Origin of the sequence: Sandaracinobacter neustonicus (assembly GCF_006385875.1) — a bacterium.
In the GTDB taxonomy this organism is placed as follows: Bacteria; Pseudomonadota; Alphaproteobacteria; order Sphingomonadales; family Sphingomonadaceae; genus Sandaracinobacteroides; species Sandaracinobacteroides neustonicus.
Genome location: NZ_VFSU01000019.1, coordinates 57018 through 74384, shown reverse-complemented (window position 1 = coordinate 74384; position 17367 = coordinate 57018). Strand labels below are relative to the sequence as shown.

General features: G+C 64.4%; 15 protein-coding genes. 11 read left to right on the top strand and 4 right to left on the bottom strand.

Annotated elements, in window-relative coordinates; genetic code table 11:
- Nucleotides 1-12: 12 nt before the first annotated feature.
- Both FJQ54_RS06555 and FJQ54_RS06550 read right to left on the bottom strand, forming a co-directional pair.
- Nucleotides 13-1128, bottom strand: a complete 1116-nt coding sequence (locus FJQ54_RS06555) for an SO2930 family diheme c-type cytochrome (protein WP_140927612.1) — start codon at nt 1126-1128, stop codon at nt 13-15.
- Nucleotides 1125-2384: a parallel beta-helix domain-containing protein gene (locus tag FJQ54_RS06550; RefSeq protein WP_207790379.1), complete on the bottom strand. Its 1260-nt coding sequence runs from the start codon at nt 2382-2384 to the stop codon at nt 1125-1127. Before FJQ54_RS06550 ends, FJQ54_RS06555 begins: the two co-directional genes overlap by 4 nt.
- 146 nt (nt 2385-2530) lie before the next feature.
- Here FJQ54_RS06550 and FJQ54_RS06545 point away from each other — a divergent pair, with 146 nt between their 5' ends.
- Nucleotides 2531-3118 carry a TetR/AcrR family transcriptional regulator gene (locus FJQ54_RS06545; RefSeq protein ID WP_181160019.1) on the top strand — a complete coding sequence of 196 codons (588 nt, stop codon included), beginning with the start codon at nt 2531-2533 and terminating at the stop codon, nt 3116-3118.
- Here FJQ54_RS06545 and FJQ54_RS06540 read toward each other — a convergent pair.
- Nucleotides 3115-3708, bottom strand: a complete 594-nt coding sequence (locus tag FJQ54_RS06540) for a hypothetical protein (protein ID WP_140927610.1) — start codon at nt 3706-3708, stop codon at nt 3115-3117. The two genes, FJQ54_RS06545 and FJQ54_RS06540, sit on opposite strands and share 4 nt — an antisense overlap.
- Before the next feature lie 350 nt (nt 3709-4058).
- On the opposite strand from FJQ54_RS06540, the gene FJQ54_RS06535 reads away from it, so the two are divergent.
- Entirely contained in the window at nt 4059-4547 is a 489-nt protein-coding gene (locus FJQ54_RS06535; protein WP_140927609.1) for a hypothetical protein, read from the top strand.
- A gap of 252 nt (nt 4548-4799) precedes the next feature.
- On the opposite strand, the gene FJQ54_RS06530 is transcribed toward FJQ54_RS06535, so the two are convergent.
- Entirely contained in the window at nt 4800-5663 is an 864-nt protein-coding gene (locus FJQ54_RS06530; RefSeq protein WP_140927608.1) for an AAA family ATPase, read from the bottom strand.
- A gap of 188 nt (nt 5664-5851) precedes the next feature.
- Between FJQ54_RS06530 and FJQ54_RS06525 the strand changes: the two genes are divergently transcribed.
- The 9 genes from FJQ54_RS06525 (at nt 5852) to pstA (ending at nt 17337) form a co-directional block, all read left to right on the top strand.
- Nucleotides 5852-7429: a peptide MFS transporter gene (locus FJQ54_RS06525; protein WP_181160018.1), complete on the top strand. Its 1578-nt coding sequence runs from the start codon at nt 5852-5854 to the stop codon at nt 7427-7429.
- A complete protein-coding gene (locus FJQ54_RS06520; RefSeq protein ID WP_140927606.1) occupies nt 7429-8826 on the top strand; it encodes an amidohydrolase in 1398 nt (465 codons plus the stop codon). Before FJQ54_RS06525 ends, FJQ54_RS06520 begins: the two co-directional genes overlap by 1 nt.
- Complete coding sequence (locus FJQ54_RS06515; protein ID WP_140927605.1) at nt 8823-10121, top strand: amidohydrolase family protein; 1299 nt, start codon at nt 8823-8825, stop codon at nt 10119-10121. The genes FJQ54_RS06520 and FJQ54_RS06515 overlap by 4 nt, the downstream gene beginning before the upstream one ends.
- Before the next feature lie 10 nt (nt 10122-10131).
- A complete protein-coding gene (locus FJQ54_RS06510) occupies nt 10132-10872 on the top strand; it encodes an NnrU family protein (protein WP_140927604.1) in 741 nt (246 codons plus the stop codon).
- Nucleotides 10869-11672 (top strand): SDR family NAD(P)-dependent oxidoreductase, encoded by an 804-nt coding sequence (locus FJQ54_RS06505; RefSeq protein WP_140927603.1) that lies wholly within the window; start codon nt 10869-10871, stop codon nt 11670-11672. The genes FJQ54_RS06510 and FJQ54_RS06505 overlap by 4 nt, the downstream gene beginning before the upstream one ends.
- Nucleotides 11673-12214: 542 nt before the next feature.
- On the top strand, nt 12215-13519 hold the full coding sequence (locus tag FJQ54_RS06500) for an ATP-binding protein (RefSeq protein WP_140927602.1): 1305 nt from the start codon (nt 12215-12217) through the stop codon (nt 13517-13519).
- A gap of 77 nt (nt 13520-13596) precedes the next feature.
- Nucleotides 13597-14655 (top strand): substrate-binding domain-containing protein, encoded by a 1059-nt coding sequence (locus FJQ54_RS06495; RefSeq protein WP_140927601.1) that lies wholly within the window; start codon nt 13597-13599, stop codon nt 14653-14655.
- The gene (gene pstC, locus FJQ54_RS06490; RefSeq protein ID WP_140927600.1) at nt 14652-16046 is read left to right on the top strand and encodes a phosphate ABC transporter permease subunit PstC; all 1395 of its coding nucleotides are present in this window, start codon (nt 14652-14654) and stop codon (nt 16044-16046) included. The genes FJQ54_RS06495 and pstC overlap by 4 nt, the downstream gene beginning before the upstream one ends.
- Nucleotides 16039-17337, top strand: a complete 1299-nt coding sequence (gene pstA, locus FJQ54_RS06485) for a phosphate ABC transporter permease PstA (protein WP_140927599.1) — start codon at nt 16039-16041, stop codon at nt 17335-17337. The genes pstC and pstA overlap by 8 nt, the downstream gene beginning before the upstream one ends.
- Nucleotides 17338-17367 lie beyond the last annotated feature (30 nt).

Here is a 17367-nt window from a genome sequence, read left to right as displayed (position 1 = left end):
CGGCAAGCCGGTTCAGCGTTCCACTGTGCAACTGCCCTTCATGGCCGCGATCCACGAGGAGATCAGCGCGATCCCCTGCGCGTGCGCGGTGGTGCGGCCGATTTCCGGCATCATCTCGTTCGGCTTCAGGCTTTGCATGCGGAAGATAAGGATGGAGCGTTCGGGCTGGCCCGGCACGATGTCGAACTGCCTGTCCCCCGTGCCTTGCCCGGCGGCGACCGGCGGCTTGCACAGGCCCAGATCGTGCGAAAGCGGGGTGGCGGCATCCAGATGCAGGCCGGAGGTGCGGGCCGGGCCGGTGGCGCTGTGGCAATGGCCGCAGTTCACATCCAGATAGGCGCGGGCGCGGGCCTCCAGCGGCTGAGCGCTTTTCGTCCAGACGGCGTTGGCGGGCGGGCTGGCGGGCAGGCCGGAGAGCTGGCCGCCATCCGCCAGCAGGTGCAACTGGTTGGGGTGGCCGCTGATGAAGGGGGAGGGGATGTTCAGGCTGCGCGCGGTGGGGCCGATGGGGGCGAGCGCCTTGGTCGCGGCATCCGGCACATGGCAGGCCCCGCATTGGGTGGAACTGGGGATCACATAGGCGAAGTCGCCGCCCGGCCCGGCCACGCCGGGGGCGAGCGTGAGTTTCTCCACCCCGCCGATGCGCTTCAGCCGGGCGGCGGTGCCGTCTGGGTTCCACACATAGGGCAGCGCCACCCAGCCGGTTTCGCGGCGGACCAGCAGGCGGGTTTCGATCAGCCGGACATGGCGGACATCCAGCGCGTTCCCACGCAGCTCGGCGGGGCCATGGGTGGCGATGGCGCGGCCCTGTTCATCCAGCGGGTAATAGAAGGTCTTGCTGAGGATGGTGCCGACCGGGAACTCCAGAGCGGTGGCGGGATTGTAGGCCGCTGCCTTGCCCGGCGGCATCCAGATGGTGCGCAGCTTCGAGGCATGATCGGTGAACAGCGGCGTCGCCAGTTCATAGGGGATCACCCCTTCGGCCAGTTGCAGTTGCGTGCCGTCGCGGTGGAGCACGCCCCATTCCGCCAGATCGGCGGGATCGGTATTTTCGTGGAAGCGCACGCCTTGCGGCTGGCCACAGGCGGCCAGCAGCAGGATCAGCAGCGCCATTGGCCAGCGCGTCATTTCGCGGGCGTGTCGGCCCAGCTGGTGTTCACCACCGCGGCGGGCAGCGGCGGCAGGCTGCAATCATGCGTGGTGGAGAGGGCAGGGTTCTTGAACTTGTTGGGGCCATCCGCGTTCAGCACCTGCGCGGGCGGGTTGTTCACGCACAGCACCGGCGGGGTGCCCGCCGGCGGCTTGGGGTTGGCGAAACCGTCCCACAAAATGTCCGGCAGGCGGCCGTTCAGCCCGAATTTCAGCGTTTTCAGCGCCTTCAGCTCTACCGTGCCGGGGGAATCGCCGCCGCCCGTGAAGCGGTTGCCATGCACATGGATGCCCTGCGGCCATGGATCGAAGCTGGTGGCGACGCCCTCTTTCGTCATGTAGCCGGTGGAGAAATAGCTGGAGACGATGACGTTGGCGGTGGCATTGTCGCTGATGTCATTGTCGAAGATTTCCACCAGATCGTTGGAGTTGATGACGACCCCGCTGCCCGCCGGAACCGAGGCGACGGCGGTGCCCTTCGCGCCGAAGTTGCGCGTGTTGTTGGCGAAGATGCGGTTGCGGAACACCCGCGTGCTGTGCCCCGCCATCGGCAGGTTGGGCATGTTGAACACCAGAATGCCGCCGGTGTTGTTGGTGGCGACATTGTCGAACACGTCGGCGTTCACGGTGTTCTCGATCTCGATTCCCGCCACGTTGAATTCGGCGCGGCTGTTCTTCACCACCACATCGCGGGACTGGCCGACATAGATGCCCGCATCCGATGCGCCGATGGCGACGGAGCCGTCGATCAGCACATTCTTCGCCTGCACCGGGTAGATGCCATAGGCGCCGTTGGCGGTATCCGGCCCGTTCGTCCATTCGGTGCGGACGCGGCGAATGATCACATTTTCCACGCCGTTCACCTTCAGCGCGTCGCCCTTGGAATCTTCGATGGCGAGGTCTTCGATCAGGAAATTGCCGCCGGTTACCAGCAGCCCTTCCGCCCCGGCGATCTGGCCTTTGAAGCTGAGAATGGTTTGATCCATCCCCGCGCCACGGATGGTGACTCCGGGGCTGGACAGGCTGAGCGAGCGATCGAGGCTGTAGATGCCCGCCGGGATGCGGATCACATCGCCGGGCTTTGCCGCCACAAGCTGTTCCAGCAGGGTTTCCACGGCCTGTTCGCTGGCAGCGACCGGGCGTTCGCCTTTGGTGGCCTGTGGTTGCTGCTGGCCGCAGGCAGCCAACAGCGCGGCCAGAAGCACGGGCATCAGGCCCGGATGACGATTGTTCATGCTGCTCCTCCCCGAGCGATGACCTGAATCAATGTCTGTGTTTGTGTCTTTGAGACACATCGTTTGGTTCGTTGTTGTTATTTGAACATTGCGTGTTCCGGACATCCCTGTCCAGAGCCATGCCATCGCAGGGGATATTTGACGGAATGATGCCGAACCAGACGCGTGCGCAGGCCGCCCGCCGGAAGATTTTGAACGCGACCTATGCGCTTCTGGGCGAACGGGCGCCTGCGGAGATCGACATGGCTGCGATCGCCGGGCGGGCGGGCATGACTGCCGTGGAGATTCATCGGCATTTCGCGGGCAGCATGGAGATTTTCCGCGCGCTGGCGGAGCAGGCGATGGAAACGGTGGACGGGCCGCTGGAGGATATGCTGCTGAGCGGGGCTTCGCTGCAGTGGCTGACGGAGCATGCGGTGGGGCTGCTGATCGCCAACAACACCGTGGCGGACCGGCGGTTGCTGGAACTGGTGCGCTCCTCTCAGGATCTGGTGGATATCTGGACGCTTTCCAGAGCACGGGTGGTGGGGGCGCTGACGGTGGCTGTTCAGGCGCGCAATCCCCGGTTGCCAGAGCCGGTGCGGCAGGCCGCAGTGCTGGTGCTGGCGCAGGCGATGATCAGTGGGGCGGATGCGATCCTGTCGTGCGAGGATGGCGAGCAGCGGCTGTTCATGCAGCGCGAACTGGTGGCGATGGGCGTCGCCTATCTGGAGAAGCTGATGGTGCGAACTTAACGGCAGCCCGCCGAGGCGAGGAGGAGGCGGGCTTCGTAACGATCCAGCATGCGATCAAGGAACAGTCGGACCGCCTTGGCGGCGATGAGGGCTGTGCCGACCATGGTGGTGGTGCGATCCCAGCCGCGCAGGGCGAAATCGGATGGCGCGCCGGTGAACAGGATGAGGGCGAAGCCGCCGAGGATCGCCAGCTGCATGGCGAGGCGGTTGCTGGTGCGGGTGGCGACGGAGACGGACGCACCGACCATCAGCGCGAGCACCACCATGCGGGCGACGCGCTCGCCGGTAAGGATCGGCAGTTCCGCCAGCGTGATGCCCAGCGTGACGGCGGAGAGGCCGCCGAGGAAGGCGATAAGGAAGGCGCAGTTGGAGATGAATTCCCGATCATGGCGGACAGCGGCGTGGCGGGTGCGGAATTCGCGATCCACCTGCGCGGCCTTGCTGAGCACATTGCGCGGCGCACCCTTGCCGTGCCAGCGATCCAGCAGCTGATCCACCAGCTGTTCCAGCGGCTGCGGCTGCACATCGCCGACGAGCGCGGGCAGCTGTGCGGCGCGGAGGGAGTCAGGCCCGGAGGCGTTGCTTGGCATGGCTGCGCTTTCGACCCGTGTGATTCTTGTGTTGGCTGGCCGTTTGCGGCCTTGCAGCATGGGTATGGGGCGGGGGGGGGCGGGGGGCAAGGATGGGATTGTAAAGGATGTTGCCGACCTCGGTGTCTGCGTGCAACGCGGACTACCTAACTGGTCGCGCACATTACGTTTTTTCAGACGACCGAAGTGGGCGGGGAGTGGGGTTGAGGCGTTGGTCGTCAAGTGCCGCCAAAGCCGGCCATCATCTATCTCATGCCCGGAAATCGGGAAGGTTTGAATAGTATTGCATTGTCGTATTTTTGATGTATTTCATAAATTATTTAATATAAAGAATTTAAGATGGATGGAACATGAGATCATTTTTTTCATTTTTATTAAATTTTGTTGAGTCTATATTTGGAAAATATATAAATACAATATTTAATATTTCTGCAAATATTTTTGATTTTGGTGAGTTGAAGGTTGGAGTTTTTGTGTCTCGGCCCGACAAACGGTCGGTCGACGAGAGGATTAGCAAACTCGAAGTTGCGCGTGAAGCGCTCTCGGAGAGTCTGACGGCCATCGATCAGTTGAAAGAGAGTGCGCAGAAGGTAAAGGCAGAATACGAAAATAGTCGAAAAGAATTGAATAAGATCCTCGAAAGTAAGCAGGACACGGACGGCAAGCTTAAGAGCATTCGCGATGCAATGCAACAAGACATCACTACATTTCGGGAATTGGCTGGTGTGCCGAATGTAAATCGAGAACGATGGATCGCATTTCTTGCAGGAATTCTTGCTTCTATCATATCTGCAGGAATCGTTGCAATAATTGTCTGGGGATGGAGCTGGATATTCTGATACTTAGATAATTGGCGCTCTGTCTGGAGTATTTCTGCTAACTGAAAGTCTGCTATTGTGATGGATGGTGATTTGTATTCGCATTTTTGCGACGACTGGTGGAAAAGTGTGCGGTGGTCTTGAGAGTGGCAGAATCGGTGGAAATTAGAGTGTGTGGTGAATTCCAGTTTTCACGTCAGCAAGGCACCATTCATGTCCGACCCCGCCCCTCCGCGCACGAAGGCCGAGGAGGCGTTCGGTCCAACAGGGTGGTCAGCCCTTCGCGCCCTCGCGCCTTGCCATGAACGCCAGTCGCTCGAACAGCATCACGTCCTGCTCGTTCTTCAGCAGCGCGCCGTGCAGTGGCGGGATCAGCTTTTTCGGGTCGCGGCTTTGCAGGATGTCCAGCGGCAGGTCTTCGTGGAGGAGGAGTTTCAGCCAATCCAGCAGTTCGGACGTGCTGGGCTTTTTCTTCAGGCCCGGCACTTCGCGGATGTCGTAGAAGATCGTCAGCGCTTCGCGGACGAGGGCTTTCTGGATGCCGGGGAAGTGGACTTCGATGATGGCCTTCATCGTGTCGGCATCGGGGAAGCGGATGTAGTGGAAGAAGCAGCGGCGCAGGAATGCGTCCGGCAGGTCTTTCTCGTTGTTCGACGTGATGACGACGATGGGGCGTTGGTGGGCCTTCACCGTCTCGCCGGTTTCGTAGACGTTGAATTCCATCCGATCGAGTTCCTGCAGCAGATCGTTCGGGAATTCGATGTCGGCCTTGTCGATCTCGTCGATGAGGAGGACGGGGAGGGTGGGGGCGGTGAAGGCTTCCCACAGTTTGCCGCGGCGGATGTAGTTGGCGATATCGGCCACGCGCGGATCGCCGAGCTGGCTGTCGCGCAGGCGGGCGACTGCGTCATATTCATACAGGCCCTGTTGCGCCTTGGTGGTGGATTTGATGTGCCATTCCAGCAGCGGGGCGTTCAGCGCCTTGGAAATCTCGTGCGCAAGCACGGTTTTGCCCGTTCCGGGTTCGCCCTTCACCAGCAGCGGGCGGCGCAGCGTGGCGGCGGCGTTGACGGCGACCTTCAGATCGTCTGTGGCGACATACGCTTCGGTGCCTTCGAAACGGGTGGGGTTGCTCATACGGGGAATCCTTTCGCGGCCCCTTGTGCGGCGCGGGCGGGGGTTTTGCCAATGGAGATATTGGGAGGGGCAGTGAAAGCCGGGTTTGCAGTTGATCGCGTTGGGGGTTGCGCTTGCGGGCGGGGGGCCGCATCAAGCTGCTATAAGTGGAGCCCGCGACAGACGGGCTCGCATCTGGGAGACTGAGTTTGTCGCAAACGACTGTTGAAGTCGCTGGCGAGAGGGGGCGGCCGACATGGCTGGGCCATCCGCGCGGGCTGTTCGTGCTGTTCTTCGCCGAGATGTGGGAGCGCTTTTCCTATTACGGGATGCGGGCGCTGCTGATCTTCTACCTTGTTCAGCACTGGATGTTCTCGGACGGGCAGGCAAGCGTGATTTATGGGGCCTATACGGCCTTGGTGTATATCACGCCGGTGATCGGCGGTTATCTGGCGGATCGCTGGCTGGGGCAGCGCAAGGCGGTGCTGTATGGCGCGATCCTGCTGACCTTTGGGCATTTGCTGATGGCGGCCGAGGGCGACGGCGGGCAGGGCGACCCGGCGATGAACATCTTCTGGCTGGCGCTGAGCTTCATCATCGTCGGCTCGGGTTTTTTGAAGGCCAATATCTCCGTGATCGTGGGGCAGCTTTACAGCCGCACCGATCCGCGGCGCGATCCGGCCTACACCATCTTCTATATGGGGATTAACCTTGGCGCGGCCTTGGGGGCGATCTTTGCCGGTTATCTGGGGCAGACCTATGGCTGGGCCTATGGCTTTGGCGCGGCTGGCGTGGGGATGCTGCTGGGGCTGATCGTGTTCGTGATCGGCAAGCCCTGGCTGGAGGGCCGGGGCGAAGCGCCCGATCCGCAGGCGCTGCTGGCGCGCAAGGCGGGGCTGCCGCTGGAGTGGTGGCTGTATCTTTCCGGCATCGCGGCGGTGGGCGTGAGCTGGTGGCTGATCCAGAATCAGGCGCTGGTGGGGACGCTGCTGGGCGCGGCCGGGGCCGTGCTGGTGGGCTATGTGATCTGGGTGGCGGTGGTGAAGCTGCCGCGCGAGGACCGGGACCGGATTTTCGCGGCGATGTTCCTGATCCTTGGCTCCATCCTGTTCTGGGCACTGTTCGAACAGGCCGGGTCTTCGCTGAACCTGTTCACGGACCGTTCGGTGGATCGGAACATTCTGGGGTGGGATGTGCCTGCTTCGATGTTCCAGTCCATCAACTCCATCTATATCGTGACGCTGGCGCCTTTGTTCGCGATCCTGTGGCTGGCGCTGGCGAAGCGGGGGCTGGAGCCGAGTGCGCCTGCGAAGTTCGGGCTGGCGATGCTGCAGCTGGGGCTGGGCTTTCTGGTGCTGGTGTGGGGATCGGCGGGCGGCGGGCTGACGCCGGTGATCTTCATCTTCCTGATCTATCTGCTGCACACGACCGGGGAGCTTTGCCTGTCTCCGGTGGGCTTGTCCGCCATGAACCGGCTGGCACCGGCGCATATGGCGAGCCTGATCATGGGGACATGGTTCTTTGCCTCTGCCACCGGCAATTTCGCGGCCGGGCTGATTGCGAGCGCGACTGGCGGGCATGACGGGGCGGCGACTGCGGAATCGACGCTGGCGGTTTATTCGCAGGTGGGCTGGATGGCGATCGGGGCCGGGGTGCTGGTGCTGGCGATCAGCCCGCTGATCAAGCGGTTGATGCATCTGGATACGTTGAAGGACGATGAAATTGCCGGTGCTTCCGAGATTGGCGAAGCGCAGGCGGCGGGTGTGCACCCGGGAAAGGCTGATTGATGCGGATAGTGGCTGTGGGCCTGCTGGCGGGGTTGCTGGCGGGATGTGCGACGACGAGCGGGCCGAAGCCGGTGGCGGCGTCTGCGCCGCCGCCTGCGGCGTTGCAGGGCGGCAGCCCGGAGGCCGAAGGGGAGGTGAAATCCACCTATCACGCATGGCCGGGCGTGCCGACGGTGGTTTCCAACGTGACCATCTATGATGGCAAGGGTGGCCGGATCGACGGCGGTGCGGTGCGCTTTGAAAAGGGCAAGGTGACGGCGATCGGCGCGAGCGTCCCGACGGACGGGGCGACCGTGATCGACGGGACGGGCAAATGGGTGACGCCCGGCATCATCGATATCCACAGCCATCTGGGGGACTATCCCGCGCCGGGCGTGCCTGCGCATTCGGATGGCAATGAAGTGACGTCTCCGGTGCGGCCGGAGGTTTGGGCGATCCATTCGGTTTGGCCGCAGGACCCGAATTTCTCCCGCGCGCTGGCGGGCGGGGTGACGGTGCTGCACGTGCTGCCCGGCTCTGCCAACCTGTTCGGCGGGCGGGGCGTGACGCTGAAAAATGTCTATGGGCGGACGGCGCAGGACATGATGATGCCCGACGCGCCATGGACGCTGAAAATGGCCTGCGGGGAGAACCCCAAGCGGGTTTATGGCAGCCGCAACCAGATGCCCGGCACGCGCATGGGCAATGTGGCGATGATGCGCCAGACATGGGCCAATGCGCGCGATTACCAGCAGCGGATGAAGGCGGCGAAGGGGCCGCAGAAGCGCGACTTGCAGATGGAAACGCTGGCAGGCGTGCTGGACGGCAAGATTCTGGTGCAGAACCATTGCTATCGCGCGGACGAGATGGCGAACGTGATCCAGCTGTCGAAGGAGTTCGGATATAAGGTGACGGCCTTCCATCACGCGGTGGAGGGTTACAAGATCGCCGACCTGCTGCGCGACAATGGCATTTGCGCCGCCATGTGGGCGGATTGGTGGGGCTTCAAGCTGGAAAGCTATGACGGGATCGAGGAGAATCTGCCCTTCTTCCATGCCTCTGGCGGCTGCGCGATCACCCATTCGGACGATGCCGACGGCATTCAGCGGCTGAATCAGGAAACCGCCAAGGCGCTGTCTGACGGTCGGAAATGGGGCTTGCAGATCAGGGACGAGGAAGCCTGGACGTGGATTGCCATCAACCCGGCCAAGGCGCTGGGCATCGCCGACAAGGTGGGCAGCCTGGAGCCGGGCAAGCAGGCGGATGTGGTGCTGTGGAACGGCAATCCGCTGAGCGTTTATTCCCGGCCCGAGAAGGTGTGGATCGACGGGGCGCTGATGTATGACAGCAATGATCCGAAGCGACGGCCGGTGAGCGATTTCGAACTGGGCCAGCCGGGTGAAGGAGACCGCAAATGAGGAAGATCCTGTTTGCGCTTCTGATGGCGACTTCGGTTCCGGCGCTTGCGCAAGAGCGCATTGCGATCACCGGGGGTAAGATCATCACGAATAACGGCGCGCCCATCGAGGGCGGGACCGTGTTGTTGAATGACGGCGTCGTGATCGGCGTCTCGCCCGGTGTGTCCGTGCCTGCCGGGTTCACGCAGGTGGATGCGACCGGCAAATGGGTGACGCCCGGCGTGATCGCCGGGCTCAGCCAGATCGGAACCGCCGAGATTGCGGGCAACAGCAGCACCAATGACCTGTCCGCCCGCCGCTCCCCGGGGACCGCCGCGCTGGATCTGGACGTGGCGCTGAACCCGGCTGAAACCTCCATTCCCGTCACCCGGCAGGAAGGGGTGACGGCGGCGATCGTCGGCCCGGCACCGGGGCGCACGCTGTTCGCGGGGCAGGGCTTTGTGCTGAGCCTTGGCGAAGGGGTGACGGCACCGCTGCGGTCCCGGGCGTTCCAATATGTGAGCTATGGTGAGCGCGGATCGGAACTGGCGGGCGGTTCGCGCCCGGCGGCTTGGAACGAGCTGACCAACGCGCTGGAAGAAGCGCAACGCTCCATGCGGGGGCGGAAGGGCGAGCGCGACTTGTCGCAGGACCCGCGGCTGACGCCAGAGGATGCGGAGGCGCTGACGCTGGTGCTGCGAAGCGCGCAGCCGCTGCTGGTGCGGGTGGATCGGGCTTCCGACATCCGGCAGGTGCTGAAGCTGCCGCGCATGTATCCGGGGCTGCGGCTGGTGCTGGTGTCTGCCAACGAGGGCTGGCTGGTGGCTGACGAGATCGCCCGCGCGGGTGTGCCGGTGATCACGCTGGGGATGCAGAACCGGCCGGAGAATTTCGAGTATCTGGGCGCGACCATGTCCAACGTGGGGCGCATGGCGGCGGCGGGCGTGAAGGTGGCGCTGGGCACGCCTGATCTGGATGCCTCGTTCCAGCCGCGCAACCTGCCGCATTATGCCGGGAACATGGTGGCGCAGGCGCGGCTGCCGGGCGGCGTGGGGCTGACATGGGATCAGGCCTTTGCCAGCATCACCAAGACCCCGGCCGAAATCTTCGGGCTGGCAGGGCAGGGCGTGCTGAAGCAGGGCGCGCGGGCCGATGTGGTGATCTGGTCCGGCGATCCGCTGGAGCTTTCCACACAGACGGAGAAGGTGTTCATCCGGGGCGTGCCGCAGAATCTGGAAAGCCGGCAGACAAGGCTGGCGCGGCGATACCTGCCGGGACGGGACCGGACGCAGCTGCCGGAAGCCTATACGCGCTGACGGCTGCGCCATGCTTGTTCTGGCTGGTATCCTTGCGTTCCTGATGCGGAATGCGGAGGTTGCCATGCTGTTCATCGGGCTGTTGCTGGCGTTCGTGTTGACACATATCGGGCTGGCCGCCCGGCCGGTTCGCAGCGCGCTGGTGGCGCGGTTGGGCGAGAAGGGGTTTCAGGCGGTTTATTCGCTGATCTCCATCCTGCTGCTGGGCGGGGCGATCTTCGCCTATCGCGGGATGGAGCCTTACCCGCTGTGGGTGGCACCGGCATGGGCGTGGCCGCTGTGTTCGGCGCTGATGCTGATCGCCTGCATTCTGTTCGCCGGGTCTTTAACGCCCGCGAACAAGGGGCTGGCAGGCGTGCCGGTGACGGAGCGACCCGCGAGCGGGACGATGCGGATCACCCGGCATCCGATGATGTGGGCCTTTGCCATCTGGGCCTTTGTGCACGGCTGGCTTTCGGGCAGCCTGCCCACGCTGTTGCTGGTGCTGGGGATCGGCGGGCTGGCGCTGCTGGGGGCGGCGCATCAGGACCATAAGAAGCGGCAGCTGCTGGGTGCGACATGGGCGCGTTATGAGAAGGAAACCAGCTTCTGGCCGCTGGGCGCGCAGATGAAGGGTGTGCAGCCGTGGAGCGCGCTGTGGCCGGGGGTGGTGCCGGTGCTGGCGGGCGGGGCCTTGTGGGCGCTGCTGACGTTTGTGCATCCGGCAATCATGAAGGCACCGATGGTGCCACCTTGGGGAGTGTTGGCATGAATTATCAGGGACAGCGGATCTGGATCACCGGGGCGTCCTCCGGCATCGGCGCGGGGCTGGCGCGGGCGTTTGGCGTGGCGGGGGCGACCGTCATCCTCTCCGGCCGGAACCGCGAGGCGCTGGCGGCGGTGGCGGCCGACGTTCCGAACAATGTGATCCTGCCGTTCGAGGCGACCGACCATGATCTGCTGCCCGCCGTGGTGGACCATGCCGGGCCGGTAGACATGCTGATCAACAACGCCGGGATTTCGCAGCGGAGTCTGGCGGAGGACACCGAGTTCGATGTCTATCGCACGATCATGGAAGTGGATTTCTTCGCGCCGGTGCATCTGACCAAGCTGGTGCTGCCGCAGATGCTGGCGCGCGGCAGCGGCCATGTGGCTGCCGTTGCCAGCGTGGCGGGCAAGGTGGGATCGCCGCAGCGCACCGGCTATTGCGCGGCCAAGCATGCGGTGATGGGCTTTTTCGACGCGTTGCGCACCGAAGTTTCCGGGCGCGGCGTGAAGGTGACGACCATCGTGCCGGGCTTTGTGCGCACCGAGATCGGCGCGCGGGCGCTGACCGCCGACGGAACGGCAAAGGGGGCGGGCGAAGATGATGTGGACGCCGGAATCTCCGCCGACGAAGCCGCGGCGATCATCCTGAACGGCTTCGCGAGCGGTCTGCGCGAAATCCCGGTTGGCGGGGGCGGGCCGGAAATGGCGCTGCTGGAGCTGAAACGGCAGAACCCGGACGCGCTGTTCGACCTGATGGCGCAGATGGGGCAAGGGGTGGTGACGAAGCTGAAGGCTGGGAGTTAGCGGCGGCTTGGTTTTGCGCGCCGCGCGGCCAAGGGCTTCGCCCTTGGAACCCAGCAGGGACATGATGTCCCTGCACCCTCGAAATTGGCGCAACGGCGCAACTCCAGCGCCGTGCGGGTGATCCGATTCCATTGCCTGCGGCGCAACGAGGCTCTCTCTCCCCGCCGGGGAGAGAGATGGAGAGAGGGGAGTAACGCCGGGCCAAGCCCACTAACCTCTCCACCCGCTCAGCCTGAGCCCTGAGATTGTCGAAGGGTCGAAGGCCCCTGAGACGCCCACCACCCTCGCAACCCCCACAACGTCACCCCGGACCTGATCCGGGGTCCAGCTTTTCACCCACACGTTGCCGAAGAACGGCTGGCCCCCGGATCAAGTCCGGGGTGAGGAGGAAAAGCACAACGAAAAGCGCCAGATAAAACAAATGTGGGTGCAGGGAGCACGGCTCCCTGCTGGGGGAGTTTGAGGGGGCGAAGCCTCCTCAATGCAGCACCCACCCCCACAAGGCGCGTGTATTTTCGCGCGGGCTGTGGCAGCAGCGGCGGATGGGCTCTCTTCGGCTGATCCTGTTGGGTGCGGTGGTGGCGCTGGGCTTGCTGGGCGCGGCGCTGGCGGACGATGCGGGAATTTCGCCGCTGCTGTTCGTGCCCGTTATCGGACTTGTCATTTTCCTTGTTTATCGTTCGCTGGAGAGCAGCCCGCGCAAGGAAGAGAGTTTGCCCCTGAAACCATGGGCCGGGACGACGGCCAGCCCGGATAGCGGAGACCGGATCAGCATTGCCGCTTTGGCGGACCCTGCGCTGATCGTGTCATCCGGGTGGCGGGTGTTGGCGGCGAATGATGGCGCGCTGGAATTGTTCGGCGGGCGCATCGTGGGCGGCGACCTCAGGCAGACGGTGCGGCATCCGGTGGTGGTGGAGGCAGTGCGCAGCGGGCTGGCGGGCGAAGCGCCGCTGGTGCGCGATGTGACGACGCTGGGCTCGCAGGACGGGGCCTTTCGCGTGCGGGTGGTGCGGCTGGATGGGGAACGGCTGCTGCTGAACTTCACCGATGTGACTCAGGCGCGGCTGACGGAGCGGATGCGGGTGGATTTCGTGGCGAATGCGAGCCACGAGCTGCGCACGCCGCTGGCGAATATTTCCGGCTTTATCGAGACGTTGCTGGGGCCTGCGGCCGAGGATGAACCGGCGCGGCGGCGGTTTCTGGACATCATGAGCCGCGAGGCCGGGCGGATGAGCCGGTTGATCGACGACCTTCTGTCCTTGTCGCGGATCGAGCTGGACAAATATGTGCGGCCGCAGACCATGCTGGAGCTGCCGCCGTTGCTGGTGGATGTGAGCAAGACGCTGGCGATGCGGCTGGAATCCGATGGCCGCAAGCTGCTGATGAGCGTGGAGCCGGATTTGCCGCAGGTGGTGGCGGATCGCGACCAGATTCTGCAAGTGTTGCACAACCTGATCTCCAACGCTTTGAAATATGGGCATTCTGGCTCTCCGATTAGCGTGACGGCAGCGCGGGACCATTCGGCGCGGGGCGAGGAGATGGTGCGTGTGGCGGTGACCGATCAGGGCGACGGCATCGCGCCCGAGCATCTGCCGCGGCTGACCGAGCGCTTCTACCGGGTGGATACCGGGCGCTCCCGCTCGATGGGCGGCACGGGGCTGGGGCTGGCGATTGTGAAGCATATCGTGGAGCGGCACCGGGGGCGGCTGGAGATCAGCAGCCGACAGGGGGAGGGCACGACGGTGGCCTTTCTGCTGCCGGTGACGATGCCCGGACGGGCCGGGGAGGGTGATGCGGCGGGCGAAGCCGGGGCAGCGTCACAAAACCGCAATATGACTGTCACATAAGCCCCATCGACCGGCTCTAGAGAGGCGGCACTGCCCCCGGTTCGCTGCCGGGGCGTGAATGGGTAACTGATTTGAAAATGGCGGGAATTTCCGTGAATCGCGCGAATCTGATCCGAACGATCGGCCTGGGGGCTGCGGCGGTTGCGCTGCTGGCGTCCTGCACTGATTCGCGTACGCAGATCCGCATCGTAGGATCGTCCACCGTGTTTCCCTTCACCACCGTGGTGGCGGAGAATTTCAGCCGCAACAATCCGGAGTATCTGGCCCCCATCGTGGAGGCGACCGGCACCGGCGGCGGGATCAAGCTGTTCTGCGACGGGGTGGGTTCGCGTTTCCCCGATGTCGCCAATGCCTCGCGGCGGATGAAGCCCGGGGAACTGGCGGATTGCCAGAAGAATGGCGCGAAGGACATCGTCGAGATCAAGATCGGCATCGATGGTGTCGTGCTGGTGCAGGGGAAGAAGGGCGCGCCCTTCAACCTGACGCTGCGCGACGTGTATGCGGCGCTGGCGGCTGAGCCGTTCGGGAAGAAGCAGACGGCGAAAACGTGGAAGGATGTGAATCCCGCGCTGCCCGCCACCCGCATCGAAGTGATCGGGCCGCCGCCGACATCCGGCACCCGCGACGCCTTCAACGAGCTGTATATGGTGGGCGGTTGCGACACCGACCCGGCGATGAAGGCGCTGAAAAAGACCGACGAGAGCCGCCACAAGGAAATCTGCAACAAGATCCGCGAGGACGGTGCCTATGTGGAGGCGGGCGAGAACGACAATCTGATCGTGCAGAAGCTGGGCACCAACCCCACGGCGATCGGCGTGCTGGGGTTCAGCTTCCTTGAGCGGAATATGGACACCATCCGCGACGTGCCGATTGATGGCGTGCCCGCGACCTACCAGACGATTTCGGACTTCAGCTATCCGGCTTCCCGGCCGCTGTTCATCTATGTGAAGGCGCAGCATGTGCACGCCATTCGCGGCCTGCGCGAGTTTCTGGACGAATATACCAGCGAGCGCGCATGGGGGCCGGGCGGCTACCTGCAGCGGCGCGGGCTGGTGCCTGCGCCCGATGATGTGCGGGCCGAGAACCGGGCGCGCGCCGAAGCGCTGACGCCGCTGACGAAAGGCGATCTCGAATGACGATTGGGGTCGGCTTTCTGCTGGTGCTGGCGCTTGGTTTGCTGGCAGGCTGGCTGGGCTATCGGCGCGGGCTGGGGTTCGTGGCGACGCACAGCACCGAAGTGGGCGCGGTGCATTCGCGCCCCGGCTATCATGCGGCCTATGTGGCGGTGCTGGCGCTGCTGCCTGCGCTGCTGCTGCTGACCATTGGCGCGGTGATGGGGCCGGGGCTGGTTTCGCGCGAGGTGCTGGCGAGCGTGCCGGCCGGTGCGGTGGGGCCGAGCGACCTTGAGCAGGCGGCCTTCCTGTCGGAGGTGCGCGGGCTGGTGAGCGGCAGCTATGCGGCGGCCTTCAATCCGCAGGCTGAAAGCGCGGCTGCCGTGTGGAAGGCGGCTTCGCTGCGCTATGGGCTGATCTTCGGGCTGGGCGCGCTGGCGCTGGGGGGCGTGGGCGCCTTCTGGGGCTGGACCCGGCTGCGCCCGGATTTCCGCGCGCGGACGCGGGTGGAAAAGCTGACGATGGGGCTGCTGGTGCTGGCCTCTCTGGTGGCGATTCTGACGACCTTCGGCATCGTCGCCAGTCTTGTGTTCGAAAGTTTCCGCTTCTTCCAGATGGTCAGCCCGGCCGAATTCCTGTTCGGAACCAAATGGTCCCCGCAGACGGCGATGCGGGCGGATCAGGTGGGATCGTCCGGCGCGTTCGGGGCGGTGCCGCTGTTCTGGGGCACGGTGTTCATCGGCGCGATCATCGCCATGGTGGTGGCGATTCCGCTGGGGCTGATGACGGCGATTTACCTCACGCAATATGCCGCTCCGGGCTTCCGGCGCTGGGCCAAGCCAATGCTGGAGGTGCTCGCCGGAGTGCCGACGGTGGTTTACGGTTTCTTCGCGGCCTTGGTGGTGGCGCCTGCGGTGCGCAACTTCGCGGTTTCCATCGGCATTTCGGACGCGAGTTCCGAAAGCGCGCTGGCGGCGGGCCTTGTGATGGGGGTGATGATCATCCCGTTCGTCTCCTCCATGGCGGATGATGCCCTGACGGCGGTGCCGCGTGCCATGCGTGACGGCAGCCTTGCGATGGGGGCGACGCCATCCGAAACTATCCGCAAGGTGCTGATCCCCGCCGCGCTGCCGGGGATCGTGGGCGGCGTGCTGCTGGCCGTTTCCCGCGCCATCGGCGAAACCATGATCGTGGTGATGGCCGCAGGCCTTGCCGCCAACCTGACCGCCAACCCGTTCAACAGCGTGACGACCGTGACCGCGCAGATCGTCGCCCTGCTGACGGGCGATCAGGAGTTCGACAGCGCCAAGACGCTCTCTGCCTTTGCGCTGGGGCTGGTGCTGTTCCTGGTGACGCTGGCGCTGAACATCTACGCCTTGGCCGTGGTGAAAAAGTATCGGGAAGCCTATGACTGATCGTCTTTCCACCCTGGATGCCGTGACGCCGACTGTGTGGTCTTCCCCGCAGATGCAGGCGCGCATCCGCCGCCGCTATCGGCAGGAGCGTCTGTTCAAATACACCGGCATCGCCGCGCTGGCGCTGGCGGCGGGCTTCCTGCTGTTCCTGATGACCAGCGTGATTTCCGACGGCTGGACCAGCTTCAAACAGACCGAGATTTCCGTGCCGGTGGTGTTCGACCCCGTGCGGCTGGGCGTGACGGCGGAGCAGGCGAAGGCCGACCCGACGCTGCTCAGGCGGGCGAACTTCCCCGGCGTGCTGGCCGACAGTGTGGCAAAAGCGCATGGCGACGAGGTGGAGATCGTCTCCGACGGCGGCTGGCTGGCGCTGCGCGAGGCGGTGGAGGCGGACCCGGCGCTGATCGGCAAGACGGTGCCGATGTGGGTGATCGCGACCTCCAACATCGACCAGTTGGCGAAGGGCCGCATCGATCTGGACGCCGACGAAGGCGACCGGCCGGTGAACGACGCCGAAGTGGCGGCGTGGAAGCGGCTGGAGGCGAAGGGCGATATCCGCACCGTGCTGAACACCACCTTCCTGACGTCGGCGGATTCGGTGGACCCGGAACTGGCGGGCATCTGGGGGGCGCTGAAGGGCAGTTTCCTGACGGCAATCATCACCTTGCTGATCAGCTTCCCGGTGGGGGTGCTGGCCGCCATCTATCTGGAGGAATTCGCCCCGAAGAACCGCTGGACCGACCTGATCGAGGTTTCGATCAACAATCTGGCGGCGGTGCCTTCGATCATCTTCGGTCTGCTGGGCCTCGCGGTGTTCCTGAACACGATGAACATGCCGCGATCCGCGCCGGTGGTGGGCGGGTTGACGCTGGCGCTGATGACGCTGCCGGTGATCGTGATCGCCAGCCGCGCCGCGATCAAGGCGGTGCCGCCCTCCATCCGCGATGCGGCGTTGGGCATTGGCGCATCGCCGGTGCAGGTGGTGACGCACCATGTGCTGCCGCTGGCGCTGCCGGGGATGCTGACGGGCACGATCCTGGGCATGGCGCGGGCGCTGGGGGAAACCGCGCCGCTGCTGATGATCGGCATGCGCGCCTTCCTGACATCGGTGCCGCAGGGCTTTACCCAGCCCGCGACCGCGCTGCCGGTGCAGATTTTCATCTGGTCTGACAATGTAAGCCGGGGCTTTGTAGAGAAGACCAGCGGTGCGATAATCGTGCTGCTGCTGTTCCTGCTGATGATCAACAGCCTCGCGATCTATCTGAGAAACCGTTTCGAGGTGCGCTGGTGAACGATTTGAGCCCGACAGCAACGGCGGCCC

Bases quoted from the DNA above. Each gene is read 5' to 3' on its own strand.
- FJQ54_RS06555 (WP_140927612.1), bottom strand. From the start codon at position 1,128: ATGACGCGCTGGCCAATGGCGCTGCTGATCCTGCTGCTGGCCGCCTGT.
- FJQ54_RS06550 (WP_207790379.1), bottom strand. From the start codon at position 2,384: ATGAACAATCGTCATCCGGGCCTGATGCCCGTGCTTCTGGCCGCGCTG.
- FJQ54_RS06545 (WP_181160019.1), top strand. From the start codon at position 2,531: ATGATGCCGAACCAGACGCGTGCGCAGGCCGCCCGCCGGAAGATTTTG.
- FJQ54_RS06540 (WP_140927610.1), bottom strand. From the start codon at position 3,708: ATGCCAAGCAACGCCTCCGGGCCTGACTCCCTCCGCGCCGCACAGCTG.
- FJQ54_RS06535 (WP_140927609.1), top strand. From the start codon at position 4,059: ATGAGATCATTTTTTTCATTTTTATTAAATTTTGTTGAGTCTATATTT.
- FJQ54_RS06530 (WP_140927608.1), bottom strand. From the start codon at position 5,663: ATGAGCAACCCCACCCGTTTCGAAGGCACCGAAGCGTATGTCGCCACA.
- FJQ54_RS06520 (WP_140927606.1), top strand. From the start codon at position 7,429: ATGCGGATAGTGGCTGTGGGCCTGCTGGCGGGGTTGCTGGCGGGATGT.
- FJQ54_RS06515 (WP_140927605.1), top strand. From the start codon at position 8,823: ATGAGGAAGATCCTGTTTGCGCTTCTGATGGCGACTTCGGTTCCGGCG.
- FJQ54_RS06510 (WP_140927604.1), top strand. From the start codon at position 10,132: ATGCTTGTTCTGGCTGGTATCCTTGCGTTCCTGATGCGGAATGCGGAG.
- FJQ54_RS06505 (WP_140927603.1), top strand. From the start codon at position 10,869: ATGAATTATCAGGGACAGCGGATCTGGATCACCGGGGCGTCCTCCGGC.
- FJQ54_RS06500 (WP_140927602.1), top strand. From the start codon at position 12,215: ATGGGCTCTCTTCGGCTGATCCTGTTGGGTGCGGTGGTGGCGCTGGGC.
- FJQ54_RS06495 (WP_140927601.1), top strand. From the start codon at position 13,597: ATGGCGGGAATTTCCGTGAATCGCGCGAATCTGATCCGAACGATCGGC.
- pstC (WP_140927600.1), top strand. From the start codon at position 14,652: ATGACGATTGGGGTCGGCTTTCTGCTGGTGCTGGCGCTTGGTTTGCTG.
- pstA (WP_140927599.1), top strand. From the start codon at position 16,039: ATGACTGATCGTCTTTCCACCCTGGATGCCGTGACGCCGACTGTGTGG.